Below are 26,067 nucleotides of genomic sequence, written 5' to 3'. Positions count from 1 at the left end.
TCCTGCTATCCGCCATTCTTCTGCTTCTGCCGTTGCTGGAACTCGTCGGCCAGCTTCGTGTGCTCTTCGTAGGTCTTGGTGAAGGTCGTCGTGTTGCCGTCGACCGACACGAAGAACATCCAGCCACCGTGGTCCGGACTGAGCGTAGCGGTCAGCGCGTCCAGGCCCGGGTTGTTGATCGGACCGGTGGGCAACCCCTTGATGAAGTGCGTGTTGTAGGGGTTGTCGAAGGCCTGGGCTTCCTTCAGGTTGAAGTTGATCTCGCTCTGGTTCTTGACGTAGTTGTACGTCGAGTCGAACTGGAGCTTCTGGTTGGTGACGTCGTTGGTCTTCTTGAGGCGGTTGTAGACCACCTCGGCCATCTTCCGGAAGTCGTCGTGGTTCTTGCCCTCGGCGTTGACGAGGCTGGCGACCGTGACCACCTGGAGCGGATTCGCCAGGCCCAGTTCCTTGGCCTTGCCCTCGATGCCCAGCTCCGCGTACTTCTCGGTCGCGTTCTTGACCATCTGCTTGAGCAGCGAGTCGGGAGTGCTGTCCTTGCTGAGGTCGTACCGCGCCGGGTACAGGAAGCCTTCGAGCGGGTCGATGAGCTTCGGGTCGTTGTTCGCCCAGGCCGGCAGGCCGAGGTTCTTGACCTCGCGCTTGGCGGTCTCGGCTGTGGTGCCCTCCTGCTGGCCCAGCTTCTTGTCGATGGCCGCGTACACCGCGGAGTTGCGCATGCCTTCGCTGACCGTGATGACGTTCAGCTTGGAGGGGTCGCTCATCACCTCGACCGCGGACGCGGCCGACATCTTCTTCCGGAGCGGGTAGACACCGGCCTGGATGGCCTTGCCCGGAGGGAGCTTGGACGCGGCGTCGACGAACGCCTGCCCACTGGCGACGACGCCCGCCTTCTTGAGGATCAGGCCCATCTGCATCAGGCCCGAGCCCTTGGGGATCTCCACGTCGACGATGTCGCCGCTGCCCTCGCCCGCGAAGTCCTCGGCCGAGCTGAACCTGGCCTTGATGTAGTTGTAGCCGTAGTAACCGCCACCGCCGACCACGCCGAGGATGACGACCGCGGCGACCAGGCAGGCCGTGCCGCTGCGTTTCTTGGGCTTACCGCCCTTGGAGCGGCCACCCCGACGACCGTCGCCGTCGTCGTCGCCGTCGCCGTCACGGCCTCCACCGGCCGCGAGCGGGCTCTCCTCCGGCTCCTCCGCGGCCTCCGGCTCCTCGACGGGCTCCGGCTCCAGGTGCCGGCGGCCCGGGGGCTGCGGCGGCGCGTAGGCGTCCTCCGTGCTGTAGAGGTCGGGGGCCTCACCGGGGTAGCCCGCCACGGGCTGCTGGGTGTAGGGGTCCACGCCCGCGTACAGGTCGGTCTGCGCCGCCGCCGTGTACTGGCCCTGGCCGGTGTCCCAGCCCTGGCTGTCGTACACCGGCGGCTGCTGCTGCGGCTGCTGCTGGGCATAGGCCTGCGGCTGCTCGGCGTACTGCTGCTGCGGGTACTGGCCCTGCATGTACTGCTGCTGGGGCTGCTGCGCCTGCTGCGGGTACTGCCCCTGCTGCGGGTACTGCTGCTGCGGATACTGCGGCTGCTGGTACTCCGGATACTGCTGGTACTGCTGCTGGGGGTGCTGCTGCTGGTACTGCGGCTCCTGTGGGTACTCCTGCTGCTGCGGGGCACCGGCGTAAGGCACCTGGCCCTGCTGGGTCTGGTGCCCGGTCCACCCCTGGTCCCCGTACAGGGGGTCCTCAGGGTGCCAGGGTTCGGGGCCACGGCCCCGGCCATACTCAGTCATCGGTCCCCTAGAGCCGCGAGACGGAGGCCACGGACTCCGTCGTCCGTGGCACCCGGTTCCGCCTCTTTGACGGTGGGCGACGGCTGTTCGAATGCCGTCTCATCGCGCGGAACGTTACCGTATCGCGATCAGACAACCACTTCGACGCACTCACCAGGCGGATTACCTGATACCCGTTCGGTCTCAAGAGCGTTTTGAAGGATCACCACAGCGGCCGCCTGGTCGATGACCGACCGGCCCTTCTTGGCGTTCTTCCCGGAGGCCCGCAGGCCCTGTGCGGCGGTGACCGTGGTCATCCGCTCGTCCACCAGCCGGACCGTCACCGGCTTGATGCCCTTGGCGAGTTCGTTCGCGAAGGCCCGCACCTTGACCGCGGCCGGCCCCTCCCGCCCGCTGAGCGAGCGGGGAAGGCCGACCACGACTTCGAGGGGCTCGTACTCCTCGACGAGCTGCCGCAGCCGCCGGTGGGCGAAGGGGATGTCCCGGCCCGGAACGGTTTCCACCGGTGTGGCCAGCACCCCGTCGGGGTCGCACGAGGCGACCCCGATACGGGCGTCACCGACATCGATGGCGAGCCGGCGGCCGCGGCGCAGAGTCATCGTCAGACCGTCTCGACGACGAGGCGCTCGACGGCGCTGATGGCCTCCGGAACGGCGGCCGGGTTCTGGCCGCCGCCCTGGGCGACGTCCGGCTTGCCGCCACCGCCGCCACCGAGGGTCTTGGCGGCGGTACGGACCAGGTCGCCGGCCTTGAGACCGCGCTCGCGGGCGACCTCGTTGGTGGCGATCACGGTCAGCGGGCGGTCGTTCGCCACGGTGAACAGGGCCACGACGGCCGGGCGGTCGCCCGGGATGCGGCCACGGACGTCGAGGACCAGCTTGCGCAGGTCGTCGGCGCCGATGCCGTCCGCCACCTGGCCGACGACCAGGGCGACGCCCTTGATGTCCTGGGCGTTCCGGGCGAGCCCGGCGGCGGCCTGCAGCACCTTCTCCGCGCGGAACTTCTCGATCTCCTTCTCGGCGTCCTTCAGCTTGCCGAGCATGGAGGCGATCTTCTCCGGCAGCTCCTCCGGACGGCCCTTGACCAGCTCCTGGAGCTGGGCGACGACCGTGTGCTCCTTGGCGAGGAAGTTGTACGCGTCCACGCCCACGAGGGCCTCGACGCGGCGCACGCCGGAGCCGATGGAGGACTCGCCGAGCAGCTTCACCAGACCCAGCTGGGCGGTGTTGCCGACGTGGGTGCCGCCGCACAGCTCCTTGGAGAAGTCGCCGATGGTCACGACGCGCACGCGCTCGCCGTACTTCTCGCCGAACTCGGCGATGGCGCCCTGCTTCTTCGCCTCGTCGATGCTCATGATCTCGGCCGTGACGTCGAGTTCGCGCGACAGCACGTCGTTGATCTTCTGCTCGACGTCGGTGAGGACCGACCCGGGGACGGCGTTCGGGGAGCCGAAGTCGAAGCGGAAGCGACCGGGGCTGTTCTCGGAACCGGCCTGGGCGGCCGTCGGGCCGAGGGCGTCGCGCAGTGCCTGGTGGGTCAGGTGCGTGGCCGAGTGGGCGCGGGCGATGGCCCGCCGGCGGTGGATGTCGATGGCGGCGTACGCGGAGGCGCCCACCGTCACCTCGCCGACCTGGACGGAGCCCTTGTGCACGGAGACACCCGGGACCGGCTGCTGCACGTCGCGGACGTTGATGACGGCGCCCGAGTCGAGCTTGATCCGGCCCTGGTCGGCGAGCTGGCCGCCGCCCTCGGCGTAGAAGGGGGTGCGGTCGAGGACGACCTCGACCTCGTCGCCCTCGGAGGCGGCGGGCGCGGAGACGCCGTTGACCAGCAGGCCGACGATGGTGGACTCGCCCTGGGTGGTGGCGTAGCCGGTGAACTCGGTGGCGCCGGAACCGTCGGCGATCTCCCGGTAGGCGGACATGTCCGCGTGGCCGGTCTTCTTGGCCTTGGCGTCGGCCTTGGCGCGGTCGCGCTGCTCCTGCATCAGGCGGCGGAAGCCGGGCTCGTCCACGGAGAGGCCCTGCTCCGCGGCCATCTCCAGGGTGAGGTCGATCGGGAAGCCCCAGGTGTCGTGGAGCAGGAAGGCCTTGTCGCCGGAGAGGACCGTGCCGCCGGTGGCCTTGGTCTCGGTCACGGCGGTGTCGAGGATGTTGGTGCCGCCCTTGATGGCCTTGAGGAAGGCGGCCTCCTCGGCGAGCGCGACGGTCTCGATGCGCTTGCGGTCGGTGACGAGCTCCGGGTACTGCTGCCCCATCGTCTCGATGACGACGTTGATCAGGTCCTGGACGACCGGACCGGTGGCGCCCATGAGGCGCATGTTGCGGATGGCGCGGCGCATGATGCGGCGCAGCACGTAGCCGCGGCCCTCGTTGCCGGGGGTGACGCCGTCGCCGATGAGCATGGCCGAGGTGCGGATGTGGTCGGCGACCACGCGCAGCGAGACGTCCGTGTTCTGGGCGGCGCCGTACCGGACGCCGGTCAGCTCGGTGGCCTTGTCCATGACGACGCGCAGGGTGTCGGTCTCGTACATGTTCTGCACGCCCTGCAGGATCATCGCGAGGCGTTCGAGACCCAGGCCCGTGTCGATGTTCTTCGACGGCAGGTCGCCGAGGATCGGGAAGTCTTCCTTCCCGTCGCCGGCGCCCCGCTCGTACTGCATGAAGACCAGGTTCCAGATCTCCACGTAGCGCTCGTCGTTGACGGCCGGGCCGCCCTCGACGCCGAATTCGGGGCCGCGGTCGTAGTTGATCTCGGAGCACGGGCCGCAGGGGCCCGGGACGCCCATGGACCAGAAGTTGTCCTTCTTGCCCAGACGCTGGATGCGCTCGGCGGGGACGCCGATCTTCTCGCGCCAGATCTGCTCGGCCTCGTCGTCGTCGAGGTAGACGGTGATCCAGAGCTTCTCGGGCTCCAGGCCGTAGCCGCCGTCCGCCACGGAGCTGGTGAGCAGCTCCCAGGCGTACTTGATGGCGCCTTCCTTGAAGTAGTCCCCGAAGGAGAAGTTGCCGCACATCTGGAAGAACGTGCCGTGGCGGGTGGTCTTGCCCACCTCTTCGATGTCCGGCGTCCGGACGCACTTCTGGACGCTGGTGAGCGTCGGGGCGGGCGGCTTGGTCTCACCCAGGAAGTAGGGCTTGAACGGCACCATGCCCGCGGGCACCAGCAGCAGAGTCGGGTCGTCCGCGATGAGCGACGCCGAAGGGACAACGGCGTGACCGCGCTCCTCGAAGAAGCTCAGCCAGCGGCGGCGAATCTCAGCCGACTCCATCAGTGGTCCTCATTCCGGTCGTACGAAAGGTTGGGGCGGTGTGTGGTCTTGGTGTTCTCGATGGCCCGCAGCCGCCGCGGCCCGGGGAGGGCCGTGACGTTGTCGAGCCGGGCTGGGTCCTGGTGGAGCCCGAGTGCGTCGTTCAGCTCGTCCTCGCGCTGCGTCATTCCCGCTTTGACGTCGAGGGCGAAATCCTTGAGGCGGTGTCCCGCCTCCACGGCCTTGTCGGCCGCTTGGGCGGCGAGACTCTCCGGCGTCAGCTTCTTCAGCTGACGGTTGACCTTGGTGGTGGCCCACACGCCGGCGGCTGCGCCTGCGGTGAACCAGAAGGCTCGGCGGAACATCGGCGGTGTCAGCCCTTCTGCTTGCGGCGCCGGGCGGCCGGCACCGTACGTCCGACGATCACGGTTCGGCGGGATGCCTTCGGCGGCGTCCCGCCCGACGGCGCGGGGTCCCCCTTGCCCAGCGCCTTGCGGACGCCGTAGCCGAAGGCCGCGACCTTCACCAGCGGCCCGCCGAAGGCGGTGGCCACGGTCGAGGACAGCGCGGAGGCGTTGGAGGTGACCTCCTGCACGTCGCTCGCGATGGCGTCGACCCGGTCGAGCTGGGTGCGCGCGGAGCGGACGGTGGTGGAGGCGTCGGCGAGCAGGGGGACGGCCTGGTCGGTCACGTCGGCCACCAGCTTGGTGGTCGCCCTGAGCACCTGGGCCAGCCTCACCAGGGCCACGGCGAGGAAGGAGATCAGGATGGCCCAGAAGACGGCCACGATGATCCCGGCCACCTCTACACCGGACACGTCACACCGCTCTCTGTCTGTACCTGAACCGCAGGACTATTCGCCCTCCGACCCTATCGCGCCGGAGATCCTCGGCCGTACCGGAAATCCGGGAGGACCGGGCCCGCCTTGAACGCAGCGCATCCGGACCAGTACCCTCCGTGTCCCATGCGACAGAGACCCCTTCGAAGTACCGCCGGGGGCAATCTTCCCTCGGAGCTCGGCCGGTTCATCGGGCGGGGTGGCGAACTCGCCCGGCTGGGGCGGCTCCTGGAGTCCTCGCGGCTCGTGACGGTGACCGGCGTGGGCGGGGTCGGCAAGTCCCGGCTCGTACTGGCGGCCGCCCGGGTCGCCGCGGAGGAATCGCAGGAACGCTACGGCGACGGGGTCCGGCTGGCCGAGCTGGCCACCGTACGGGATCCCGCGCTGCTGGAGCTGGCCCTCGCCGAGGCGCTGCAGCTGACCGACCACACCACCCGGCCGCCGCGCACCGTCCTGACCGAGCACCTGGCCGGGAAGCGGATGCTGCTGGTCGTGGACGGCTTCGAGCAGCTGGTCGACGAGTGCGCCGACCTGGTACGGGAGCTGCTGCGCCGGTGCCCGGGCCTCCAGGTCCTCGCGGCGGGCCGGCGTCCGCTGGCCCTGGACGGGGAGTCGACCTTCCCGCTCGCCCCGCCGCCCCCCGAGGAGGCGCTGGCCCTGTTGGTGGAGCGGACGACCGCGGCCGACCCGGGGTTCGCGGTGACCGCGGAGAACCGGGCGGCGCTGGTCGAGCTGTGCGCCCGCCTGGACGGGATCCCGCTGGCGCTGGAGCTGGCGGCGGGCCGGCTGCGGACGCTGTCCCCCGAGCAGGTGCTGGCGCGGCTGGAGGACCGCTTCGCGCTGCTGACGGGCGGTGCGCGCGGCGGGCTCGCCCGGCACCGGGCGCTGCGGACGGCGATCGGCTGGAGCCATGAGCTGTGCACGCCGGCGGAGCGGTTGCTGTGGGCGCGGTTGTCGGTGTTCGCCGGGCAGTTCGACCTCGACGCCGTCGAATACGTGTGCGCGGGTCCGGATGTGCCGGTGGAGGACGTGCTGGACCTGGTCGGGGAGCTCCTGGCCCAGTCCTTGCTGATCCGCGAGGAGACGCCCGCCGGGGTGCGGTTCCGCATGCTGGAGACCGTACGGGTGTACGGGGCGGGGTGGCTGGAGTCCCTCGGCGACGCCGGGCGGCTGCGGCGGCGCCATCGGGACTGGTACCTGGGCCTGGCGACGTGGTGCGAGTCGGACTGGTTCAGCCCGCGTCAGCAGGAGGTGGCCGCGCTGGTGGAGGTGGAGCTGCCGAACGTGCGGCTCGCCCTGGAGTGCTGCCTGGACGAGCCGGACGAGGCTCATCTGGGCCAGTACCTGGCGGGGACGCTGTGGTTCTACTGGGCGGGCTGCGGGCGGCTGACCGAGGGGCGGCACTGGCTGGAGCGGACCCTGGAGCCGGTGGACCGGGCGGTGGAGTACGAGAGCTCGCGACTGAAGGCCCTGTGGGTGCTGGGCTATGTCGCGGCGCTGCAGGGGGACGCGGCGGCCTCGATGAGCGCCTTGTACGAGTGCCGGGACGGCGCGGCGCAGAGCGGGAACCCGGTGGCCTCGGCGTACGCGGTGCACCGGATGGGCTGCCTGGCGTTGGTCTCGGACGACATGGCGCGGGCCCGGGAACTGCTGGGCACGGCGCTGGAGCAGTACCGGGCGGCCGGCGAGCTGAACAGCAACGTGCTGATGTGCCAGGTGGAGCTGGGGATGGCGCTGGCCTTCCTCGGTGACCTGCCGGGCGCGCTCGCGCTGTGCGGGGAGGTCCGGGAGATCTGCGAGGAGCGCGGGGAGCGCTGGACGAAGGCGTACGCCCTGTACGTCCTCGCGTACGCGGCCCTGGACGCGGGGCGCGCGCAGGAGGCACGGCGGCTGCTGACCGAGTGTGTGGCGATCAACCATGTCTTCCACGACCTGGTGGGTCTGGTGCTCGCGCTGGAGCTGCTCGCACTGGTCACGGTCGCGGAGGGGGACGCCGCCGAGGCGGCGGTGCTCCAGGGCGCGGCGGAGCCGATGTGGGGCGGGGTGGGGCTGCAGCTGTTCGGCTCGGGGTACTTCAACGCCCCGCGGCTGATGTGCCGGGAGCAGGCGGGCGAGCTGCTGGGCGCCGAGCGCTACGCGGCGTACGAGGCCGAGGGGCGGGCGCTGAGCCGTGAGGCGCTGGTCGGGCGGGCGCTGAGCAGCCCCGAGGAGCGGTGCGGCGCCGGCGGGGTGCCCCGGCAGGCGGGTCGGCTGCGCGGCTCCAGGGTGCGGTCGGGCCGGGCGGCGGCGGACCAGCCGTAGGGTCGTGGCCGCCGCGTCCGGGAAAACGGAAAACCCGCCGCCCCATGGAGGGGACGGCGGGCTGACCGATCGGTGAGACCAGGCCTGCGTCAGCGGGCGTAGTACTCGACGACGAGCTGCTCGTCGCAGATGACCGGGATTTCCTTGCGGTTCGGGTCGCGGTCCAGGCGGAAGGCCAGGGCCTTCAGGTTGACCTGCAGGTAGCGCGGGGTCTCGCCCTCGCCTGCGTAGCCACCCTCACGGGCGACCTGGAACGGAACCTTCTCGCGGCTGCGCTCGCGCACGGTGATGACGTCGTCCGGGCGGACACGGAACGACGGCTTGTCGACCTTGTCACCGTTGACCTCGATGTGGCCGTGAACGACCATCTGGCGAGCCTGGTAGATGGTCCGGGCGATGCCCGAACGCAGGACCAGGGCGTCGAGGCGACGCTCGAGCTCGACGACAAGCGCCTCGCCCGTCTTGCCTTCGGCCTTCTTGGCGCGGTCGTACGCGCGGGCCATCTGACGCTCAGAGATGTCGTACTGAGCGCGCAGACGCTGCTTCTCGAGCAGACGAACCTTGTAGTCCGAGTTCTGCTTGCGGCCACGGCCGTGCTCGCCCGGCGGGTAGGGGCGGGCCTCGAAGTACTTGACGGCCTTCGGGGTCAGCGCAATGCCGAGGGCACGCGACTTCTTGACCTTGGGTCGCTTCTGGTTCACGGGGAACCTACCTCCATGTAAGTTAGGTGAGGCTTACCTTAGCGAGGAGGACGTAATGTCTCGACCACATGGGATCCCCCTGCCCAGTGCGCAGCGCAGTTCGGATTCAGACGAAACAGAATCCGCTTGCGCCGACGATAAGCAAGGTCAGCCGCGTCCCAGGGAAGGCGTTCGGCAGCTCACCGGAGCCGAACGCGTACGAACCCTCGTAGAGTCCAACGCCTCAGTATCCCTCACGCTGATCGGTGCTCGTGACAGTCACGAGGCCGAGGAGTTCGGGACAGGGCTGCCGGTCGCACGGACCGTCACCCCGGACGGGGACGTGATTCTCCTTGTGTCAGGGGAATCCGCGGCTGCCAGGGCAGCCGCTCACGCCCAGGACGACGACCTCACCGCCGTGATCGAGATCACGGATGTGGCGCCGGTGTCCGTGCCCCATCGTATCCGAGGCCGCGCCTGGCTCGCCGGGTGGCTGACGCCGGTGCGCGGGGACGACCGCGCCGCCTGCGCCGCGCTGCTCGCGGAGCGACAACCCGTGGGTGAGCTGCTGGGCATGCGGGAGTCCCTCGATCCCCCGCACGCCGGACGCCCGGCGTGGATGATGCTGCGCCTGGAGATCGGCGAGATCTCCGTGGACGACCTGTGGGGTGCCGAGCACGTGGACCCGGAGGACCTGGCCGCGGCCGAGCCGGACCCGATGGTCGCGCACGAGTCGGAACTCCTGCAGCACCTGCACGCCGCCCACGGCGACCGGCTCGGCGAACTGGGCGGCCTGCTCGGTGCCCGCGAGGCCCGCGGGATGAGCGCCGTCCCCCTCTCCCTGGACCGCCTGGGCCTGCGCGTCCGCTTCACCGGCGGCCCGGCCGGCTCCTTCGACGCCCGCTTCGACTTCCCGGAGCCGGTCGCGGACATCTGCGGCCTGCGCCGGGCCATGCACTCCCTGTTCTCGGCCGCCTCGTACTAGGGGGTGCAGGTCGCGAGCATGTCCTGGAGGGCGAGCTTCTCCGGCGCCGTCACGGACAGGCCGTACTTCGCCTTGATGCCGGTGTAGCGGCGCGCGTACTCGCACCAGTACGCACGCCGCGGCGGCCGCCATTTGTCGGCCGTCCGGCTGCCCTTGTCGTAGTTGGTCGGCTTGTCCACGGCGAGCAGGACGTCGAGGTCGTTGGCGTACTCCAGCCTGCGCTGCGGGGTCCACGCGTACGCGCCGCCCCGCCAGGCGGCGCCGAGCGCGACCACGTGGTCGGTCTGGATCTGCGTGGCCCGCCGGTAGGTGTAGGGCAGCACCTTGCCGGTGTACGGGTCGTGGAGCGTGCCGGAGAGCACACGACGCACGGGTTCCGGTCCCCTTCGCGGAGATCGTCGAGGTCCCGGCGCAGCACGTCGTCGCGGGTGTCGCAGCCGTTGCGCCCGCCGACGGCGTCGGTCTCGTCGGACCAGTACCTGCCGAAGTTCTCGCGCTTGTACGTCTGCCAGTTGCGGCCCCGCTCGACCTTCAGCCGGGCCAGCTGCGCCTCGGCGGTCGCCGCGTCCGGCGGGAATCCGGCGCCGGCCAGCGGCACCCGCCCGACCAGGGCGACCGCACTGGCCCGGGCCGACGCGGTGTCGTCGTGGTGGCATCCGGCCACCACGGGCCCGACGAGGGCGAGCACGAGGGCCAGGGCGAACGGCCGAGACGTTGCCATGCCCGGAGCCTAGGCTCGCCCGCCGGGACCTCGGCGGGACGACGCACCTAGGGCGTGTCGACCGTGCGGTCGAGGGAGCGCCAGATCCGCTGGGCCCATTCCAGGTCGGCGGGGTCCTCGTAGGTGCAGTAGATACCGGCGGCGGTCCCGTCGGTGACGGCCATGCCGTAGAACTCGTGGCGCGGCCGGCCATGATCCTGCGGAGTCAGCCAGAACGCGTACCGCACGCCCTCCCCCAGCGGCTCGCGCACCCGCTGGGCCGGTCGGGTGTCGGGGGCGCCCGACATCAGGACGGTCAGGAAGTCCGCGGGGGCGCGGCCCGGGACGTCGTCGGTCGCCAGGTTGACGGCGGCGCTGCGGTCCGGGGCGGTGAAATGGTCCGTGCCGTCCGCGAAGGACGCGGTGAGCCCGGAGGTCCGCAGGACCGACCAGTGGTCTCCGAGGTCGGTGCGGACGTCCACGGGCAGCGGGAACGGGAAGCGGCTGAGGACGTGGTCGCGGTCCCAGGTCCGGGTCAGGACGTGGGCGGCGGCCGGGTCGTGGATGTCGACGACGCAGGGCAGTTCCTCGGGGTCGGCGACCTTCGCGGTGACCTCGGCGCCGAGGAGGTCGTCGCCCCAGGGCTGGATCCGGTTGGCGAAGGTGCCCCGGACGGAGAGTTCCGCGTAGCCGGGCCGCTCCCACAGCTCGTGGGCGCGGCGCAGGGTGTCCTCGTCCACCTGCACCCAGGCGCCGAGGACCAGCTCGGTGCCGTGCGTCAGCCGGACGGACAAGAGGCAGCGGATGAAGCAGCCGACCCCGTCCGCCCGGAGCAGGGCGCGCACGCCGAGCCGGTGGAGGCGTTCCTCGGGCAGGCCGAGGGCGGCGTCGGGCAGGTTGCAGCCGAAGTCGATGCGGTTCTCGTCGGCGAGCGCGTCGCCGCAGCACGCGCAGGTGGGGAGGTGTGTGGTCACCTGGGCAGCCTAGGGCGCCCCTTCGGGGGCCACCGCTACGAGGTGCCTCCGCGCAGGCGTTCGCGGACCTTCTCCACCACGTCCGCGTAGCGGGCCTCGGCGCCGTAGCGGGTCGGCTCGTAGTACCGCTTGCCCTGGATCTCGTCCGGCGCGTACTGCTGCGCGGCGATCGCGCCCGGCACGTCGTGCGGGTAGACGTACCCCTGCGCGTGGCCCAGCTTGGCCGCGCCCTTGTAGTGGCCGTCCCGCAGGTGCGTCGGGACGGAGCCGGCGAGGCCTGCCCGTACGTCGGCCAGTGCCGCGCCGATCGCGGTGGTGGCGGTGTTCGACTTCGGGGCCAGCGCCAGCGCGATCGTGGCGTGCGAGAGGGTCAGCGCCGCTTCGGGGAAGCCGATCATCGCCACCGCCTGGGCCGCGGCCACCGCGATCGGCAGGGCCGTCGGGTCCGCCAGGCCGATGTCCTCGCTCGCGGAGATCATCAGGCGGCGGGCGATGAACCGGGGGTCCTCGCCGGCCTCGATCATCCGGGCCAGGTAGTGCAGGGCGGCGTCCACGTCCGAGCCGCGGATCGACTTGATCAGCGCGCTGGCCACGTCGTAGTGCTGGTCGCCGTCCTTGTCGTACCGGACGGCCGCCCGGTCGACCGCCTCCTCCAGCGTCCGGAGGGTGATCTCGTCCTCGCCCTTGGCGATGGCCGACCCGGCGCCCGCCTCCAGCGCGGTCAGGGCCCGCCGGGCGTCGCCACCGGCGATCCGCAGCAGGTGCGCCTCGGCGTCCGCCGGGAGCGTGACGGCTCCGCCCAGGCCCCGCTCCTCGGTGAGCGCGCGCCGCATCAGGGCGCTCAGGTCCTCGTCGGTCAGCGGTTCGAGCGTCAGCAGCAGCGAGCGCGACAGCAGCGGGGAGATGATCGAGAAGTACGGGTTCTCGGTGGTGGCCGCGATCAGCGTCACCCAGCGGTTCTCGACGGCGGGGAGGAGCGAGTCCTGCTGGGCCTTGCTGAAGCGGTGGATCTCGTCGAGGAAGAGGACGGTCTCCTTGCCGTACCCGCCGGCCGCGCGCTTGGCGCCCTCGATGACGGCCCGTACCTCTTTGACGCCCGCGGTGATGGCGGACAGTTCCACGAAACGCTTCTGGGTGGCCTGGCTGACCACGTAGGCCAGGGTGGTCTTCCCGATGCCGGGCGGGCCCCAGAGGATCACCGAGGAGGCACCGGCCGGGCCGCCGGCCCCTTCCCCGACCAGCCGCCGCAGCGGTGATCCGGGCTTCAGCAGGTGCTGCTGGCCGACGACCTCGTCCAGGGTGCGCGGGCGCATCCGGACGGCGAGCGGGGAACTCGCGGGGTCCTTCTCCTGGCGGTCTTCGGCAGCGGCGGTGAACAGGTCTGGTTCCACACAGGAAGCCTATGCGAGCCCACCGACAGGGCCGCCCGCGCTCAGGAGGTCCAGAAGTCCCACCAGCGGGTCAGGATCAGCATGCCGATGATCCCGACGTGCAGGACGGGCAGGACCCAGGTGAACTCGTCGAGGAAGGACTTGAGCCAGCCCGGGGCGGGCAGCAGGCCCTCGGCGACGTTGTGCGCGGTGACGTACCAGAACATGAAGATGGTGGCGACCCAGGCCAGGCAGCACCACAGGCAGAGCGAGTTGATGTTGTACAGCGACTGGTACATGAGCCAGGTGCAGAAGACGACGCCGAAGAGGGTGCCGGCGTTGAAGGTGAGCCAGTACCAGGGGCGGAAAGAGGCCCCGGCGAGCATGCTCATGCCGACGCAGACCACGATCCCGTAGGCGACGAGTCCGAGCATCGGGTTCGGGAAACCGAAGGCCGACGCCTGGTCGCTGGTCATGATGTTGCCGCAGGAGACGATCGGGTTCAGGCTGCAGGCCGGCTTGAAGCTCGGGTCCTCCAGCAGCTTGAACTTGTCGATCGTGATCACCCAGGCGGCGAGCAGACCCGCGGCGCCGGTGATCACCAGCAGCAGGGCCAGGGCCCGGCTCCCTCCGACGGTCCTGCCCCGGGCGGTGTCCGCGTCCGCGCTTCGTGTCGTCATACCGCCCGCTCCACATCTACCAGGTGATCAAGCACGGGCCATTGTGCCGTACGAGCCTGTGAACGGACGGGGGCCGGGGAAAGATCCCCGGCCCCCGTCGTGCGTACTGCGGTGCCGCCGCGACCGGTTGTCGTCAGGCGAGGCGGGCGCGGACCGTGTCGACCAGCTCCGCGACGGGGACGGGCGACTGCTCGCCGGACTCCATGTCCTTCAGCTGGACGACGCCCTCGGCGAGGTCCCGCTCGCCCGCCACGATCGCGAAGCGCGCACCGCTGCGGTTGGCGTCCTTCATGGCGCCCTTGAGGCCCTTGCCGCCGTACGACATGTCCGCCGCGACGCCCGCCTTGCGCAGCTGGGTCACCAGCCCGAACACGGCCGGCTTGGCCTCGCCGAGCGCCACCGCGAAGACCGTCGTCGTCGCCGGGATGTCCAGCTCGATGCCCTCGGCCTCCAGGGCCAGGACGGTGCGGTCCACGCCGAGCGCCCAGCCCACCGACGGCAGGGCCGGTCCGCCGATCATCTCGGACAGGCCGTCGTAGCGGCCGCCGCCGCCCACCGCGGACTGCGCGCCCAGACCGTCGTGGACGAACTCGAAGGTGGTCCGGGTGTAGTAGTCCAGCCCGCGCACCAGCTTCTCGTCGTCCTCGAAGACGACGCCGGCGGCGGTGATCAGCGCCCGCACCTCCTCGTGGTACGCCTTGCACGCGTCGCACAGGTAGTCCCGCAGCACCGGCGCGCCGACGAGCTGCTTCTGCACCTCGGGCCGCTTGTCGTCGAGGACGCGCAGCGGGTTGATCTCGGCCCGGCGGACGGTCTCCTCGTCGAGGTCGAGGCCGCGCAGGAAGGTCTGCAGCGCCTCGCGGTAGACGGGGCGGCACTCCTTGTCGCCGAGCGAGTTCAGCAGGATGCGGAAGTTCGACAGGCCGAGGGTGCGGTAGGCCTGGTCGGCCAGGATGATCAGCTCGGCGTCGAGCGCCGGGTCCTCGGAGCCGATGGCCTCGGCGCCGACCTGCGAGAAGTGGCGGTAGCGGCCCTTCTGCGGACGCTCGTAGCGGTAGTACGAGCCCGAGTACCAGAGCTTGGCCGGGAGGTTGCCCTGCTTGTGCAGGCTGGCCTCCAGGGCGGCGCGCAGCACGGAGGCGGTGCCTTCCGGGCGCAGGGCGAGGTTGGTGCCACCCTTGGTGGTGAGGGTGAACATCTCCTTGGTGACGATGTCGGTGGACTCGCCGACACCGCGGGCGAAGAGGTTCACGTCTTCGAAGCCCGGCGTCTCGATGTAGCCGTACCCGGCCTTGCGCAGCGGGGCGGAGATGGCGTCGCGGACCGCCAGGTACTTGGCCGAGTACGGCGGGATCAGGTCGTACGTGCCCTTGGGGGCCTTGAAAGTGCTCACGAAACCTTCGTCACATTCCTCGTCGTGGAGCGGCGGTGCCGTCTCCGAGCCCGGCGGCGACTTCCCGCAGGTAGGGGTTGGTCGCGCGCTCGCGGCCGATGGTGGTCTGGGGACCGTGGCCGGACAGCACCACGGTCGAGTCGTCGAGCGGCAGGCACACGCGGCCCAGCGATTCGAGCATCTCGGCGTGGGAGCCGCCGGGCAGGTCGGTGCGTCCGATGGAGCCGGCGAAGAGCAGATCGCCCGAGAAGAAGACCGGCGGGATGTCGGTCAGCTCGGGCATCCGGAAGGTCACCGACCCCTTGGTATGCCCCGGCGCGTGCGCCACGGAGAATTCCATTCCGGCCAATTTCAGGGTGGCGCCGTCGGACAGCTCACGGACGTCGTCCGGCTCCCCCACGGTCAGCTCGCCCATGAGCGGCATCCCGATGGAGCGGCCGAGGGCCTTCTCCGGGTCGCTCATCATGTAGCGGTCCTCGGGGTGGATCCAGGCCGGTACGTCGTGTGCTCCGCACACCGGGACCACCGAGGCCACATGATCGATGTGGCCATGGGTCAGAACGACCGCGACGGGCTTGAGCCGATGCTTCTTCAGCGTCTCCTCGACACCCTGGGCGGCCTGATGGCCCGGGTCGATGATGACGCACTCCTCACCGGCGGCGGGGGCGACCACGTAGCAATTGGTGCCCCAAGCGCCTGCGGGGAACCCGGCAATCAGCACGTTCGTCCTCAATCGTCGTCCGGCGGGAGGCTGCAGACAGGAATGCTGCTGCTCAGAGCCTACCGGCGCCGCTCATTACACAGCGAACCCATATACGGTACGGCCTATCCCAGCCCGGACAGCAGTAGCGGACACGTACAAGGAGACGACCCGGTGGTCACGAGCGATCAGCGACGGCGACAGCTCGCCAAGGAGAAGTACGAGCGCCAGCAGAAGCGCCGGGCCGAGGCCCGGCGGAAGTCGCGCCAACGGGCGGCCGTGATCGGTGCGGCGGTGGCCGTGGTGATCGCGACGCTGGTGGGCCTGATCGTCGGCGGGGTCTTCGACAAGGACAAGAAGGACTCGGCGGCGGACCCGTCCGCGAGCCCGTCGGCCTCGGCGAGCGAGCCGGCGCCCAAGCAGTCCCCCTCGCCGGAGATGGCGATCGACCAGAAGGCGAAGTACACCTTCGCGCTGAAGACGAGCGCGGGTGACATCAACTTCGCGATGGACGCGGCGAAGACCCCGCAGACCGTGAACTCCTTCAAGTCGCTCGCCGACAAGGGTTACTTCGACAACACCAAGTGCCACCGACTGACGTCCGCCGGAATCTTCGTACTCCAGTGCGGTGACCCCGAGGGCACCGGCCGCGGCGGCCCGGGCTACAACATCCCGGACGAGAACCTGGACTCGCTGGGCAAGGCCGACGCGAACGGCCAGGTCGTCTACCCGGCCGGCACGGTGGCGATGGCCAACACGGGCCGGCCGGGCTCGGGCGGCAGCCAGTTCTTCCTGGTCTACAAGGACAGCCCGCTGGCGCCGACGTACACGCCGTTCGGCAAGATCGACGCGGCCGGTGTGAAGGTCCTGGAGGAGATCGCGAAGGCGGGTACGGTCGACGGCGGCCAGGACGGCGCGCCCAAGACCGAGGTGAAGATCGAGAAGGGCACCGTCACCCAGAACTGACGTGATGCGCCGACCCCGGGACCGGCCGGTCCGCCGCCCGAACGCCGATATTCCGTCGTGCGGGATGCGGACAGCCGGCCCGGCGGTCGCCTATGTTGGCGTTGTGCAGGGCGGGCGCTGCCCGCCCCAGGAAACTGTGGACGATGCCCAGGGGGTGAACCCCTCGCAAGGCATCAGGTGGAGGAGGCGCTGTGAGCAGCGACCCGTGGGGCCGAGTCGACGAGACGGGCACCGTGTACGTGCGTACTTCCGATGGCGAGCAGGTCGTCGGATCGTGGCAGGCCGGCACCCCTGAGGAGGCCCTGGCCTATTTCGAGCGCAAGTACGAGGGCCTGGTGGTCGAGATCGGCCTCCTCGAAAAGCGGGTGCGGACCACTGATCTGTCCGCCAAGGACGCCCAGACGGCGATCGACCACCTGCGCACGCAGGTCGACGAGCACCACGCCGTGGGTGACCTGGACGCCCTGCGGGTGCGGCTGGACAAGCTGGTCACGACCGTCGAGTCGCGCCGCGAGGAACGCAAGGTGGCGAAGGCCAAGCAGACGGACGAGGCCCGTGCGGCCAAGGACGCGCTGGTCGTCGAGGCCGAGCAGCTGGCGCAGAGCGACCAGTGGCGCAGTGCCGGTGAGCGGCTGCGCGCCCTGGTGGACATCTGGAAGGGGCTGCCGCGTCTCGACCGCAAGTCGGACGACGAGCTGTGGCACCGGTTCTCCCACGCCCGTTCCGCCTTCTCCAAGCGCCGCAAGGCGCACTTCGCCTCGCTGGACGCCCAGCGCGAGGATGCCCGCAAGGTCAAGGAGAAGCTGGTCGCGGAGGCCGAGTCGCTGTCGAAGTCGACCGACTGGGGTCCGACGGCCGCCCGCTACCGCGAGCTGATGGCGGACTGGAAGGCGGCGGGCCGGGCGCAGCGCGAGGCCGAGGACGACCTGTGGAACCGCTTCCGCGGCGCGCAGGACGTGTTCTTCGCTGCCCGCAGCGAGGTCTTCGCCGAGCGTGACGCCGAGCAGATCGAGAACCTGAAGCTCAAGGAGGAGCTGGCCGACGAGGCCGAGAAGCTCGTTCCGATCACGGACCTGAAGGCGGCCCGTGCCGCGTTCCGCTCCCTGAACGAGCGCTGGGAGGCCATCGGCCACGTACCGCGGGACGCCCGGCCGAAGGTCGAGGGTCGGATGCACTCGGTCGAGCGGGCGATCCAGGAGGCCGAGGAGGGCGAGTGGCGTCGTACGAACCCGGAGGCGCGGGCCCGTGCGGCCGGTCTGACGGGTCAGCTCCAGGCGGCGGTCGACAAGCTGCGTGAGCAGATCGACGCGGCGCGTGCGGCGGGCAACAACGCCAAGGCCGACAAGCTCTCGCGCGAGCTGGAGGGCCGCCAGGCCCTGCTGGACCAGGCGCTGAAGGGCCTGGAGGAGTTCGGCGGCTGATTCGGGGCCGCCCGCGTACGCCGAGGGCCCCGGTACGGAGATCCGTGCCGGGGCCCTCGCGCTGTCCGCTACGGCCTGCGGGCCGAGGTGACGCGGTAGACGTCGTAGACGCCCTCGACGCCCCGGACGGCCTTCAGGACGTGCCCCAGGTGCTTGGGGTCGCCCATCTCGAAGGTGAACCGGGAGGTGGCCACCCGGTCACGGGAGGTCTGGACGGCCGCCGAGAGGATGTTGACGTGCTGGTCCGACAGGACCCTGGTGACGTCCGACAGCAGCCGGGACCGGTCCAGCGCCTCGACCTGGATGGCGACCAGGAAGACGGAGGACTGGGTGGGCGCCCACTCGACCTCCAGCATCCGCTCGGGCTCCTGGGAGAGGGAGTCCACGTTGACGCAGTCCGCGCGGTGAACCGATACGCCACTGCCGCGCGTGACGAAGCCGACGATCGGGTCGCCCGGCACCGGGGTGCAGCAGCGGGCCAGCTTGACCCATACGTCGTCGACGCCCTTGACGACGACACCCGGGTCGGCGTTGCTGCGCCGCTTGCGGCCGCGCGCCGGCGGGATCGATTCCTCGATGTCCTCGTTGGCCGCTTCCTCGCCGCCGAGGGCCGCCACCAGCTTCTGCACGACGCCCTGCGCGGCCACGTGGCCCTCGCCGATCGCCGCGTAGAGGGAGGAGATGTCGGGGTAGCGCATCTCGTGCGCGAGGGTGACGAGCGAGTCGCCGGTCAGGATGCGCTGGATGGGCAGGTTCTGCTTGCGCATGGCCCGCGCGATGGCGTCCTTGCCGTGCTCGATGGCCTCGTCGCGGCGCTCCTTGGAGAACCAGGCGCGGATCTTGTTGCGGGCCCGCGGGGATTTGACGAAGCCGAGCCAGTCGCGGGACGGGCCCGCGCCCTCGGCCTTGGAGGTGAAGACCTCGACCAGGTCACCGTTGTCGAGGGTGGACTCCAGCGGGACGAGCCGGCCGTTGACCCTGGCCCCTATCGTCCGGTGGCCGACCTCGGTGTGGACGGCGTAGGCGAAGTCCACCGGGGTGGCTCCGGCGGGCAGCGCGATGACGTCGCCCTTGGGGGTGAAGACGAAGACCTCGTTGCGGGAGAGGTCGAAGCGCAGCGAGTCGAGGAACTCGCCCGGGTCCTCGGTCTCCTTCTGCCAGTCCAGCAGCTGGCGCAGCCAGGCCATGTCGTTGACCGTGTCCTGGCCGGCGCTGCCCTTGGCGGCCTGCGGGACGTCGGTGCGGACCTTGGAGGTGCCGGCGACGGTCTGCTGCTTGTACTTCCAGTGCGCGGCGATGCCGTACTCGGCGCGGCGGTGCATGTCGAAGGTGCGGATCTGCAGTTCGACCGGCTTGCCGCTGGGCCCGATGACCGTCGTGTGGAGCGACTGGTACATGTTGAACTTGGGCATCGCGATGTAGTCCTTGAACCGGCCGGGGACCGGGTTCCATCGCGCGTGCACGGTGCCCAGGGCCGCGTAGCAGTCCCGGACGGTGTCGACGAGGACGCGAATGCCCACCAGGTCGTAGATCTCCGCGAAGTCACGGCCGCGGACGATCATCTTCTGGTAGACGCTGTAGTAGTGCTTCGGGCGGCCCGTGACGGTGGCCTTGATGCGGGCGGCTCTGAGGTCGACCTGCACCTCGTCGGTGACGACGGCGAGGTACTCGTCGCGCTTGGGCGCGCGCTCGGCGACCAGGCGCACGATCTCGTCGTACATCTTCGGGTAGAGGATCGCGAAGGAGAGGTCTTCGAGCTCCCACTTGATCGTGTTCATGCCCAGCCGGTGCGCCAGCGGGGCATAGATCTCAAGGGTCTCGCGGGCCTTCTTCTCCTGCTTCTCCCGCTTGAGGTAGCGCATGGTGCGCATGTTGTGCAGCCGGTCGGCGAGCTTGATGACCAGGACGCGCGGGTCCTTGGCCATCGCCACGACCATCTTGCGGACGGTCTCCGCCTGCGCGGCCTCGCCGAACTTCACCCGGTCCAGCTTGGTGACGCCGTCGACGAGCAGGGCCACGGCGTCGCCGAAGTCGCGGCGCAGGTCTTCGAGCCCGTACTCGGTGTCCTCGACCGTGTCGTGCAGCAGACCGGCCATGAGGGTGGCCGGGTCCATGCCGAGCTCGGCGAGGATGGTGGTCACCGCGAGCGGGTGGGTGATGTACGGGTCGCCGCTCTTGCGCTTCTGGCCGCGGTGCCAGCGCTCGGCCACCTGGTAGGCCTGCTCCAGCTGGCGCAGCGTCGACGTCTCGATCTTCGGGTCGTTGCTGCGGACTATGCGGAGCAGCGGCTCCAGAACCGGGTTGTACGGGTTCGAGCGCTGTACGCCGAGCCGGGCGAGACGGGCGCGCACGCGGTTCGAGGACCCGGCGGACTTCGTCGGCGCGGGCTTGACCGGCGGCGCCGGCGGGGGCGTGGCGGGGGCCGCCTTGGCCTGCTCGGCCTGCGGGTCGGGCTGCGCGGCGGAGATTGGCTGGACCTCGTCTGGCAAGAGCGCTCCTCACGGGGGTCCCCCCGGAGTTCGGGGGTGGTTCCGGTGCCCGTGTCCGGTCCGGACAACCCATGGTAGCGAGGGTTCGCGTCCCTCGTTCCGCGAGCCCCTGCGCCGTGCAGCTCCGCTCCCGGGGGTCCGGGGGCCGGCCCCCGCAGCGGGGCCGCACGCAGAAGCGGCGGGCACCCGGAAGAACCGGATACCCGCCGCTTCGGCAGAGCGGTACTCAGACCACGATCAGCGCGTCGAGCGGAGCATCGCCCAGGGCGGGCGCCAGCTTGGCGCGCCCCGGCAGGAACGACAGCTCCATCAGGACCGCCACGCCCGCGACCTCGGCCCCGGCCCGCCGGATCAGCGAGAGCGAGGCCTCCGCGGTACCACCGGTGGCCAGGACGTCGTCGATGACCATGACCCGGTCACCGGCCGACAGGTCCTCCGCGTGGACCTCGATCTCCGCGGTGCCGTACTCCAGCTCGTACGACTGCGCCAGCGTCGCGCCCGGCAGCTTCCCGGCCTTGCGCACCGGCACGAAGCCGATCCCGGCCTGCACGGCGACCGGAGCCGCGAGGATGAACCCGCGCGCCTCCAGCCCGACGATCTTCGTCGCGCCGTACCGCCCGGCCAGGTCCACCAGCGTGTCCGTCAGCGCGGCGAACGCCTTGGGGTCCGCCAGCAGCGGGGTGATGTCCTTGAACATCACGCCCGGCTTCGGGTAGTCCGGCACGTCCTTGATCCGGTTGAGCAGCAGGTCCCGGACGTCCTCGGACAGCGGCGCGGTCAACGTCGCCGCCCCGACCGGCCCTGGGCCACGACCTGCGGCTCGTCCTCGGACTCGTAGGCCTCGTCCGGTGACTCGCCCTTGGCCGCCGCGGCCGCCCGCTTGGCGAGCACCCGCTTCTTGAGCGCCTTCATCGCCGGCTCGCGCTCCTTGAGGTCGACGACCAGCGGGGTCGCGATGAAGATCGAGGAGTACGCACCGGCCGCGAGGCCGACGAACAGCGACAGCGAGATGTCGTTCAGCATGCCCGCGCCCAGGAAACCGCCACCGATGAACAGCAGGGCGGCGACCGGGAGCAGCGCCACGACCGTGGTGTTGATCGAGCGGACCAGGGTGCCGTTGATGCTGCGGTTGGCGATCTCGCTGTACGTCCAGCGGGTCTGCTTCGTGATGTCCTTCGAGCCCTCCTTCAGACCGTCGAAGACGACGACGGTGTCGTAGAGGGAGTAACCGAGGATCGTCAGCAGACCGATGACCGTACCGGGGGTGACCTCGAAGCCGACGAGCGCGTACACGCCGACGGTGATGGTGAGGTCGTGGATCAGCGCGATCAGCGCCGCGACCGCCATGCGCCACTCGAAGGCGATGGCCAGGTAGATCACCACGAGGACCATGAAGATCCCGAGGCCGGTCCAGGCCTTGTTCGCGATCTGCTCGCCCCAGCTGGGGCCGACCAGGTCGGCGTTGATGGCGGCCTGGTCGACCTTGAGGTCGGTGGCGAGCTTCTGCTTGATGTCGGTGGCGGCGCCGGTGTCCACACCCGAGATCTGGATGCGCAGTCCGCCGGTGCCCAGCTCCTGGACGATCGCGTCGTGGCCCGAGACCTTCTCGGCGGCCTCCGTCGCCGCGGCGACGGAGACGGTCGTCTTCGGGGTGGTGAAGACGGCGCCGCCCTTGAACTCGATGCCCATGTTGAGGCCCTGGACGGCCAGGGCGACGATCGCCGTGATGGTGATCAGGATGGAAACGCCGTACCAGAGAAAGCGCTTGCCGACGAAGTCGTAGCCGACCTCACCGCGGTACAGCTTGGCGCCGAGATCTCCCAGCTTCGACATCTCTCACGCCTCCTTTGCGTCGACGGGGGCGGGGGCGGAACCGGTGCGGCGGGACCGTCGCAGCGGAGGCTTGGCGCCCAGCCGCTTCGGGTCCAGCCCGGACCACGGGTGACCGCTCGCGAAGAAGTTCGTCCGCGCCACCAGGGTCATGACGGGCTTGGTGAAGAGGAACACCACGACCACGTCGAGCAGGGTGGTAAGTCCCAGTGTGAAGGCGAAGCCCTGGACCTTGCCCACCGTGACGATGAAGAGCACCGCCGCGGCGAGGAACGACACGAAGTCGGAGACCAGGATCGTGCGACGGGCGCGCGGCCAGGCGCGCTCGACGGCCGGACGCAGGGTGCGGCCCTCACGGATCTCGTCCCGGATGCGTTCGAAGTACACGATGAACGAGTCCGCCGTGATGCCGATCGCCACGATGGCGCCGCAGACGGCGGGCAGGTTCAGCGCGAAGCCGATGCCCTTTCCGAGCAGCGACATGATCGTGTAGGTCAGGATCGCGGACACCAGGAGGCTGACGATGGCGATGAAGGCCAGGCCCCGGTAGTACACGAGCAGGTAGATCACCACGAGGGCGAGGCCGATGGCACCGGCGATCAGGCCGGCCTTCAGCTGCTCACCGCCGAGCGCGGCGGTGACGGTGGTGACGCTGTCCTCGGAGAAGGAGAGCGGCAGGGCGCCGTAGGAGAGCATGTTGCCCAGGTCCTGCGCGGACTGCTGGGTGAAGCCGCCCGAGATCTCGGCGTTGCCACCGGTCAGCGCCTGGCTCACGGACGGGTCGGAGATGACCTTGCCGTCGAGCACGATCGCGAACTGGTTCTGCGGCATCTGCTTGGTGGCGAGCTCACCGGTGATCTTGGCGAACTTGTCGGCGCCCTTGTCGGTGAACTGCATGGTGACGATCCACTGGCCGCGCTGGGGGTCGATCTGCCCCTTGGCCTCCTTCACGTCCTGGCCGTTGACCTGGGCCGGGCCGAGGACCCACTTGCCCCAGGCGTCGCCGCGCTGACCACAGGCGATCATCGGCTCCTCGGGCTTGGCGCCCTGGCCGGCGGCGGCGCGCTGCGCCGGGTCGTTGCAGTCCAGTGCCGCGAACTTGGCCTGGAGGGCCGCGGCGGCGGCATCGTCACCGGTCGCCGGAGCGGAGGCGGAGGGCGACGGAGCCTTGGTGTCGTCTGCCTTCTTCGACTCGCTCGCCGAGGGCGAGGGAGTGGGGGCGGCCGGGGCCTTGAGGGCCTCACTGAGCGCGCGGCCCTGGGAAGTGGCGCTGGACGACGGGGTGGCGGAGGGGCTGGACTTGCCATCCCCGGCCTTGGGAGCCGTGGAGCCGCTCGCGGAGGGGCTCGGGCTCGGGGTGCCCTCGGGAGCGGCCGGGGAGCCGTCCGCGAAGGCGATGACCGGGCGGAAGTACAGCTGGGCGGTGGTACCGACCTGCTCGCGCGCCTGCTGCTCGTTCGTCCCCTTGGGGATGTTCACGATGATGTGGTCGCGACCCTGGGTCTGGACCTCCGCCTCGGACACGCCCAGACCGTTGACGCGGCGGTCGATGATGCCGACCGCCGTGTTCATGTTGGTCTCGTTGATGGCGCTCTCTTTGCCGGGCTCGCTCTTGGCCTTGAGCGTGATGCTCGTGCCGCCGGCGAGGTCGATGCCCAGCCTGGGAGTCGTCTGCTTGGAGAGGAACATCCCAGCGGTGAGCGCCACCATCGCGATCAGGATGATCGCCAGGGCGCGCCCCGGCCTCCCCTGAGCCCCCGTGGGCCGCCGGCCCTTCTTCGGTGCTGCCACCTTGTCGTTTCTCCCTGTCCAACCGTCCCGCGCCGGGTCAGCGCGGGGACGGCCACGAAATGTGTGGTGGGGACCCCTGCCCCCCGCAGAAGTGTCACAGACGGGGACCGTGCGGGTCGCCGGTCGGGCGCCTCCACGGTCCCCCGCCGAGCGTTACTTCGCGCCGGCCTCGCCGTCGGACTTTCCGTCCTTGGGCTCGTCGTCGCCCTTGGGCGCGTCCTCGTCCTTCTTGCCCAGGTCGAGCTTGGGAGCCTCGTCCTCGTCCTTGGTGAGGTCCGTCTTCGGGGCCTCGGTCAGGGAAGAGGCGTCGTCCGGGACGACCGGCGTGTCGGTCGCCTCGTCGTCGTCGATGCCGTGGACGATGCGGTTGTACTCCGCGTCCTCCAGAACGGCACCGATGGAGTTCTTCGCGAAGATCGCGTGGACGCCGGGGGCCAGCTCGAGAGTGACCGTGTCGTCACCGATCTCCTTCACCGTGGCGTACATGCCGCCGATGGTGCGGACCCCGGTGCCGGGCGTCATGTGGTCGCGCATCTGCGCGGCTGCCTGCTGCTTCTTCTTCGCGGAGCGGGTCATCAGGAACATCGCCCCGATGAGCACGATGAACGGGAGGAGTGTCACGAGATTCACGGGACGGAGATCCTTCGCACGACCGCACGCGGACGGCGGCCTTTTCTACGGGGGTGGGCACACCGACCCGAAGGGTCGGCATCGGCGGAGTCTAGGCGAGTCCGCACCGATGGAACAACGCCCAGCATGGCACCGCAGTTCCTGAGGGGGCGAACCTCCGCGCCGTCAGGCCCCGAACAAGCCCTGTTGTCCGCTTGATCCACTCCCGCCGTGCTGCGGCGGTACGAGTCCCAGGTGGGCCCATGCGGCGGGCGTCGCCACCCGTCCCCGGGGCGTGCGCGCGAGCAGCCCCTCGCGGACCAGGAACGGCTCGGCGACCTCCTCCACGGTCTCCCGTTCCTCGCCGACGGCCACGGCGAGGGTGGACAGGCCCACGGGCCCGCCGCCGAACAGCTTGAGCAGTGCTTCGAGAACGGCGCGATCCAGTCGGTCGAGGCCGCGCCCGTCCACCTCGTACACCTGAAGGGCGGTACCGGCCACCTCGCGGTTGATCACACCGTCCGCCCGGACCTGGGCGTAGTCGCGGACCCGGCGCAGCAGCCGGTTGGCGATGCGCGGGGTGCCACGGGAGCGTCCGGCGATCTCGGCGGCGCCGGCGGTGTCGATCTCCACGTCGAGGAGGCGGGCGGAGCGGTGGATGACGCGCTCCAGCTCCTCGGGGGCGTAGAACTCCATGTGCCCGGTGAAGCCGAAGCGGTCCCGCAGGGGCGGGGGCAGCAGTCCGGCCCGGGTGGTGGCGCCGACCAGGGTGAAGGGCGGCAGCTCCAGCGGGATCGCGGTGGCTCCGGGGCCCTTGCCGACGATCACGTCGACGCGGAAGTCCTCCATGGCCATGTAGAGCATCTCCTCGGCGGGCCGGGACATGCGGTGGATCTCGTCGAGGAAGAGGACCTCGCCCTCCTGGAGGGAGGAGAGGATCGCGGCGAGGTCGCCGGCGTGCTGGATGGCGGGGCCGGAGGTGATGCGGATGGGCGCGCCCATCTCGGCCGCGATGATCATGGACAGGGTGGTCTTGCCGAGGCCGGGCGCGCCGGAGAGCAGGACGTGGTCGGCGGTGGCTCCGCGCTGCCGGGCCGCCTTGAGGACGAGGTCCAGCTGCTGGCGGACCTTCTCCTGGCCGACGAACTCCCCGAGGTCCTTCGGCCGCAGCGCCGCCTCGACGGCGGTGTCCTCGCCGTCGGCGGCGGCCGCCACGATCCGGTCGTCGCTCTCGTCTTCCCAGTTCACGCTGTCAGTCTGCCTTCTCGGTGGTGGTGCGTTTCTTCGGCCCCTCCGGGCGCGCCACGGG

The 26,067-nt window shown here is 70.4% G+C and carries 22 protein-coding genes; 4 read left to right on the top strand and 18 right to left on the bottom strand.

Annotated elements, in window-relative coordinates:
• Positions 1-5: 5 nt before the first annotated feature.
• The 5 genes from mltG to ACWG52_RS30220 form a co-directional block, all read right to left on the bottom strand.
• Positions 6-1,781 carry an endolytic transglycosylase MltG gene (gene mltG, locus ACWG52_RS30240; RefSeq protein WP_389815073.1) on the bottom strand — a complete coding sequence of 592 codons (1,776 nt, stop codon included), beginning with the start codon at positions 1,779-1,781 and terminating at the stop codon, positions 6-8.
• A 128-nt stretch (positions 1,782-1,909) separates the two neighbouring features.
• The gene (gene ruvX, locus ACWG52_RS30235; RefSeq protein ID WP_030009552.1) at positions 1,910-2,380 is read right to left on the bottom strand and encodes a Holliday junction resolvase RuvX; all 471 of its coding nucleotides are present in this window, start codon (positions 2,378-2,380) and stop codon (positions 1,910-1,912) included.
• Between the two features lie 2 nt (positions 2,381-2,382).
• The gene (gene alaS / locus ACWG52_RS30230) at positions 2,383-5,052 is read right to left on the bottom strand and encodes an alanine--tRNA ligase (protein WP_389815069.1); all 2,670 of its coding nucleotides are present in this window, start codon (positions 5,050-5,052) and stop codon (positions 2,383-2,385) included.
• On the bottom strand, positions 5,052-5,396 hold the full coding sequence (locus ACWG52_RS30225; RefSeq protein WP_390141257.1) for a DUF6167 family protein: 345 nt from the start codon (positions 5,394-5,396) through the stop codon (positions 5,052-5,054). The genes alaS and ACWG52_RS30225 overlap by 1 nt, the downstream gene beginning before the upstream one ends.
• Before the next feature lie 8 nt (positions 5,397-5,404).
• Positions 5,405-5,848: a DUF948 domain-containing protein gene (locus ACWG52_RS30220; RefSeq protein ID WP_389815063.1), complete on the bottom strand. Its 444-nt coding sequence runs from the start codon at positions 5,846-5,848 to the stop codon at positions 5,405-5,407.
• 147 nt (positions 5,849-5,995) lie between these two features.
• Between ACWG52_RS30220 and ACWG52_RS30215 the strand changes: the two genes are divergently transcribed.
• Positions 5,996-8,170, top strand: a complete 2,175-nt coding sequence (locus ACWG52_RS30215; protein WP_389815060.1) for an ATP-binding protein — start codon at positions 5,996-5,998, stop codon at positions 8,168-8,170.
• Between the two features lie 89 nt (positions 8,171-8,259).
• Here the strand turns inward: ACWG52_RS30215 and rpsD are convergent, their stop codons facing one another.
• The gene (gene rpsD, locus ACWG52_RS30210) at positions 8,260-8,871 is read right to left on the bottom strand and encodes a 30S ribosomal protein S4 (protein ID WP_008740451.1); all 612 of its coding nucleotides are present in this window, start codon (positions 8,869-8,871) and stop codon (positions 8,260-8,262) included.
• Between the two features lie 55 nt (positions 8,872-8,926).
• Between rpsD and ACWG52_RS30205 the strand changes: the two genes are divergently transcribed.
• Positions 8,927-9,835 (top strand): DUF2470 domain-containing protein, encoded by a 909-nt coding sequence (locus tag ACWG52_RS30205; protein ID WP_453126468.1) that lies wholly within the window; start codon positions 8,927-8,929, stop codon positions 9,833-9,835.
• On the opposite strand, the gene ACWG52_RS30200 is transcribed toward ACWG52_RS30205, so the two are convergent.
• The 6 genes from ACWG52_RS30200 to ACWG52_RS30175 form a co-directional block, all read right to left on the bottom strand.
• Entirely contained in the window at positions 9,832-10,206 is a 375-nt protein-coding gene (locus ACWG52_RS30200) for an HNH endonuclease family protein (protein ID WP_453126467.1), read from the bottom strand. The two genes, ACWG52_RS30205 and ACWG52_RS30200, sit on opposite strands and share 4 nt — an antisense overlap.
• A 397-nt stretch (positions 10,207-10,603) precedes the next feature.
• Positions 10,604-11,509 (bottom strand): DUF2199 domain-containing protein, encoded by a 906-nt coding sequence (locus tag ACWG52_RS30195; protein WP_389815053.1) that lies wholly within the window; start codon positions 11,507-11,509, stop codon positions 10,604-10,606.
• A gap of 35 nt (positions 11,510-11,544) precedes the next feature.
• Entirely contained in the window at positions 11,545-12,900 is a 1,356-nt protein-coding gene (locus tag ACWG52_RS30190; protein WP_389815050.1) for a replication-associated recombination protein A, read from the bottom strand.
• A gap of 41 nt (positions 12,901-12,941) precedes the next feature.
• Positions 12,942-13,559 carry a vitamin K epoxide reductase family protein gene (locus tag ACWG52_RS30185; protein WP_389815047.1) on the bottom strand — a complete coding sequence of 206 codons (618 nt, stop codon included), beginning with the start codon at positions 13,557-13,559 and terminating at the stop codon, positions 12,942-12,944.
• Between the two features lie 133 nt (positions 13,560-13,692).
• Positions 13,693-14,952, bottom strand: coding sequence for a histidine--tRNA ligase (gene hisS / locus ACWG52_RS30180; RefSeq protein ID WP_389815044.1), 1,260 nt, complete (start codon positions 14,950-14,952; stop codon positions 13,693-13,695).
• A gap of 10 nt (positions 14,953-14,962) precedes the next feature.
• Positions 14,963-15,673: an MBL fold metallo-hydrolase gene (locus ACWG52_RS30175; protein ID WP_030723617.1), complete on the bottom strand. Its 711-nt coding sequence runs from the start codon at positions 15,671-15,673 to the stop codon at positions 14,963-14,965.
• Between the two features lie 153 nt (positions 15,674-15,826).
• On the opposite strand from ACWG52_RS30175, the gene ACWG52_RS30170 reads away from it, so the two are divergent.
• Together ACWG52_RS30170 and ACWG52_RS30165 are read left to right on the top strand one after the other, a co-directional pair.
• Entirely contained in the window at positions 15,827-16,618 is a 792-nt protein-coding gene (locus tag ACWG52_RS30170) for a peptidylprolyl isomerase (RefSeq protein ID WP_389815040.1), read from the top strand.
• A gap of 191 nt (positions 16,619-16,809) precedes the next feature.
• Positions 16,810-18,039 (top strand): DUF349 domain-containing protein, encoded by a 1,230-nt coding sequence (locus ACWG52_RS30165; protein WP_389815037.1) that lies wholly within the window; start codon positions 16,810-16,812, stop codon positions 18,037-18,039.
• A gap of 68 nt (positions 18,040-18,107) precedes the next feature.
• On the opposite strand, the gene ACWG52_RS30160 is transcribed toward ACWG52_RS30165, so the two are convergent.
• The 6 genes from ACWG52_RS30160 to ruvB form a co-directional block, all read right to left on the bottom strand.
• Positions 18,108-20,528, bottom strand: coding sequence for a RelA/SpoT family protein (locus tag ACWG52_RS30160; RefSeq protein ID WP_390141246.1), 2,421 nt, complete (start codon positions 20,526-20,528; stop codon positions 18,108-18,110).
• 226 nt (positions 20,529-20,754) lie between these two features.
• Positions 20,755-21,309, bottom strand: coding sequence for an adenine phosphoribosyltransferase (locus ACWG52_RS30155; RefSeq protein WP_389815027.1), 555 nt, complete (start codon positions 21,307-21,309; stop codon positions 20,755-20,757).
• Entirely contained in the window at positions 21,306-22,361 is a 1,056-nt protein-coding gene (secF, locus tag ACWG52_RS30150; protein WP_389815022.1) for a protein translocase subunit SecF, read from the bottom strand. The genes ACWG52_RS30155 and secF overlap by 4 nt, the downstream gene beginning before the upstream one ends.
• A 3-nt stretch (positions 22,362-22,364) precedes the next feature.
• Positions 22,365-24,149, bottom strand: coding sequence for a protein translocase subunit SecD (gene secD, locus ACWG52_RS30145; RefSeq protein WP_389815019.1), 1,785 nt, complete (start codon positions 24,147-24,149; stop codon positions 22,365-22,367).
• A 153-nt stretch (positions 24,150-24,302) separates the two neighbouring features.
• On the bottom strand, positions 24,303-24,779 hold the full coding sequence (gene yajC, locus ACWG52_RS30140; RefSeq protein ID WP_033222578.1) for a preprotein translocase subunit YajC: 477 nt from the start codon (positions 24,777-24,779) through the stop codon (positions 24,303-24,305).
• A gap of 165 nt (positions 24,780-24,944) precedes the next feature.
• The gene (ruvB, locus tag ACWG52_RS30135; protein ID WP_030723602.1) at positions 24,945-26,006 is read right to left on the bottom strand and encodes a Holliday junction branch migration DNA helicase RuvB; all 1,062 of its coding nucleotides are present in this window, start codon (positions 26,004-26,006) and stop codon (positions 24,945-24,947) included.
• Positions 26,007-26,067 lie beyond the last annotated feature (61 nt).

The organism is Streptomyces sp. CLCI03 (assembly GCF_053615355.1).
Note: the sequence above shows the minus strand (reverse complement) of the source record. Positions and strands in the feature narration are given on the sequence as shown.

What these genes read in the sequence shown, in the direction of transcription:
- ACWG52_RS30205 (WP_453126468.1), top strand. Translation starts at nt 8,927, where the DNA reads ATGTCTCGACCACATGGGATCCCCCTGCCCAGTGCGCAGCGCAGTTCG.
- secF (WP_389815022.1), bottom strand. Translation starts at nt 22,361, where the DNA reads ATGTCGAAGCTGGGAGATCTCGGCGCCAAGCTGTACCGCGGTGAGGTC.
- ACWG52_RS30225 (WP_390141257.1), bottom strand. Translation starts at nt 5,396, where the DNA reads ATGTTCCGCCGAGCCTTCTGGTTCACCGCAGGCGCAGCCGCCGGCGTG.
- ACWG52_RS30215 (WP_389815060.1), top strand. Translation starts at nt 5,996, where the DNA reads ATGCGACAGAGACCCCTTCGAAGTACCGCCGGGGGCAATCTTCCCTCG.
- mltG (WP_389815073.1), bottom strand. Translation starts at nt 1,781, where the DNA reads ATGACTGAGTATGGCCGGGGCCGTGGCCCCGAACCCTGGCACCCTGAG.
- ruvX (WP_030009552.1), bottom strand. Translation starts at nt 2,380, where the DNA reads ATGACTCTGCGCCGCGGCCGCCGGCTCGCCATCGATGTCGGTGACGCC.
- alaS (WP_389815069.1), bottom strand. Translation starts at nt 5,052, where the DNA reads ATGGAGTCGGCTGAGATTCGCCGCCGCTGGCTGAGCTTCTTCGAGGAG.
- ACWG52_RS30185 (WP_389815047.1), bottom strand. Translation starts at nt 13,559, where the DNA reads ATGACGACACGAAGCGCGGACGCGGACACCGCCCGGGGCAGGACCGTC.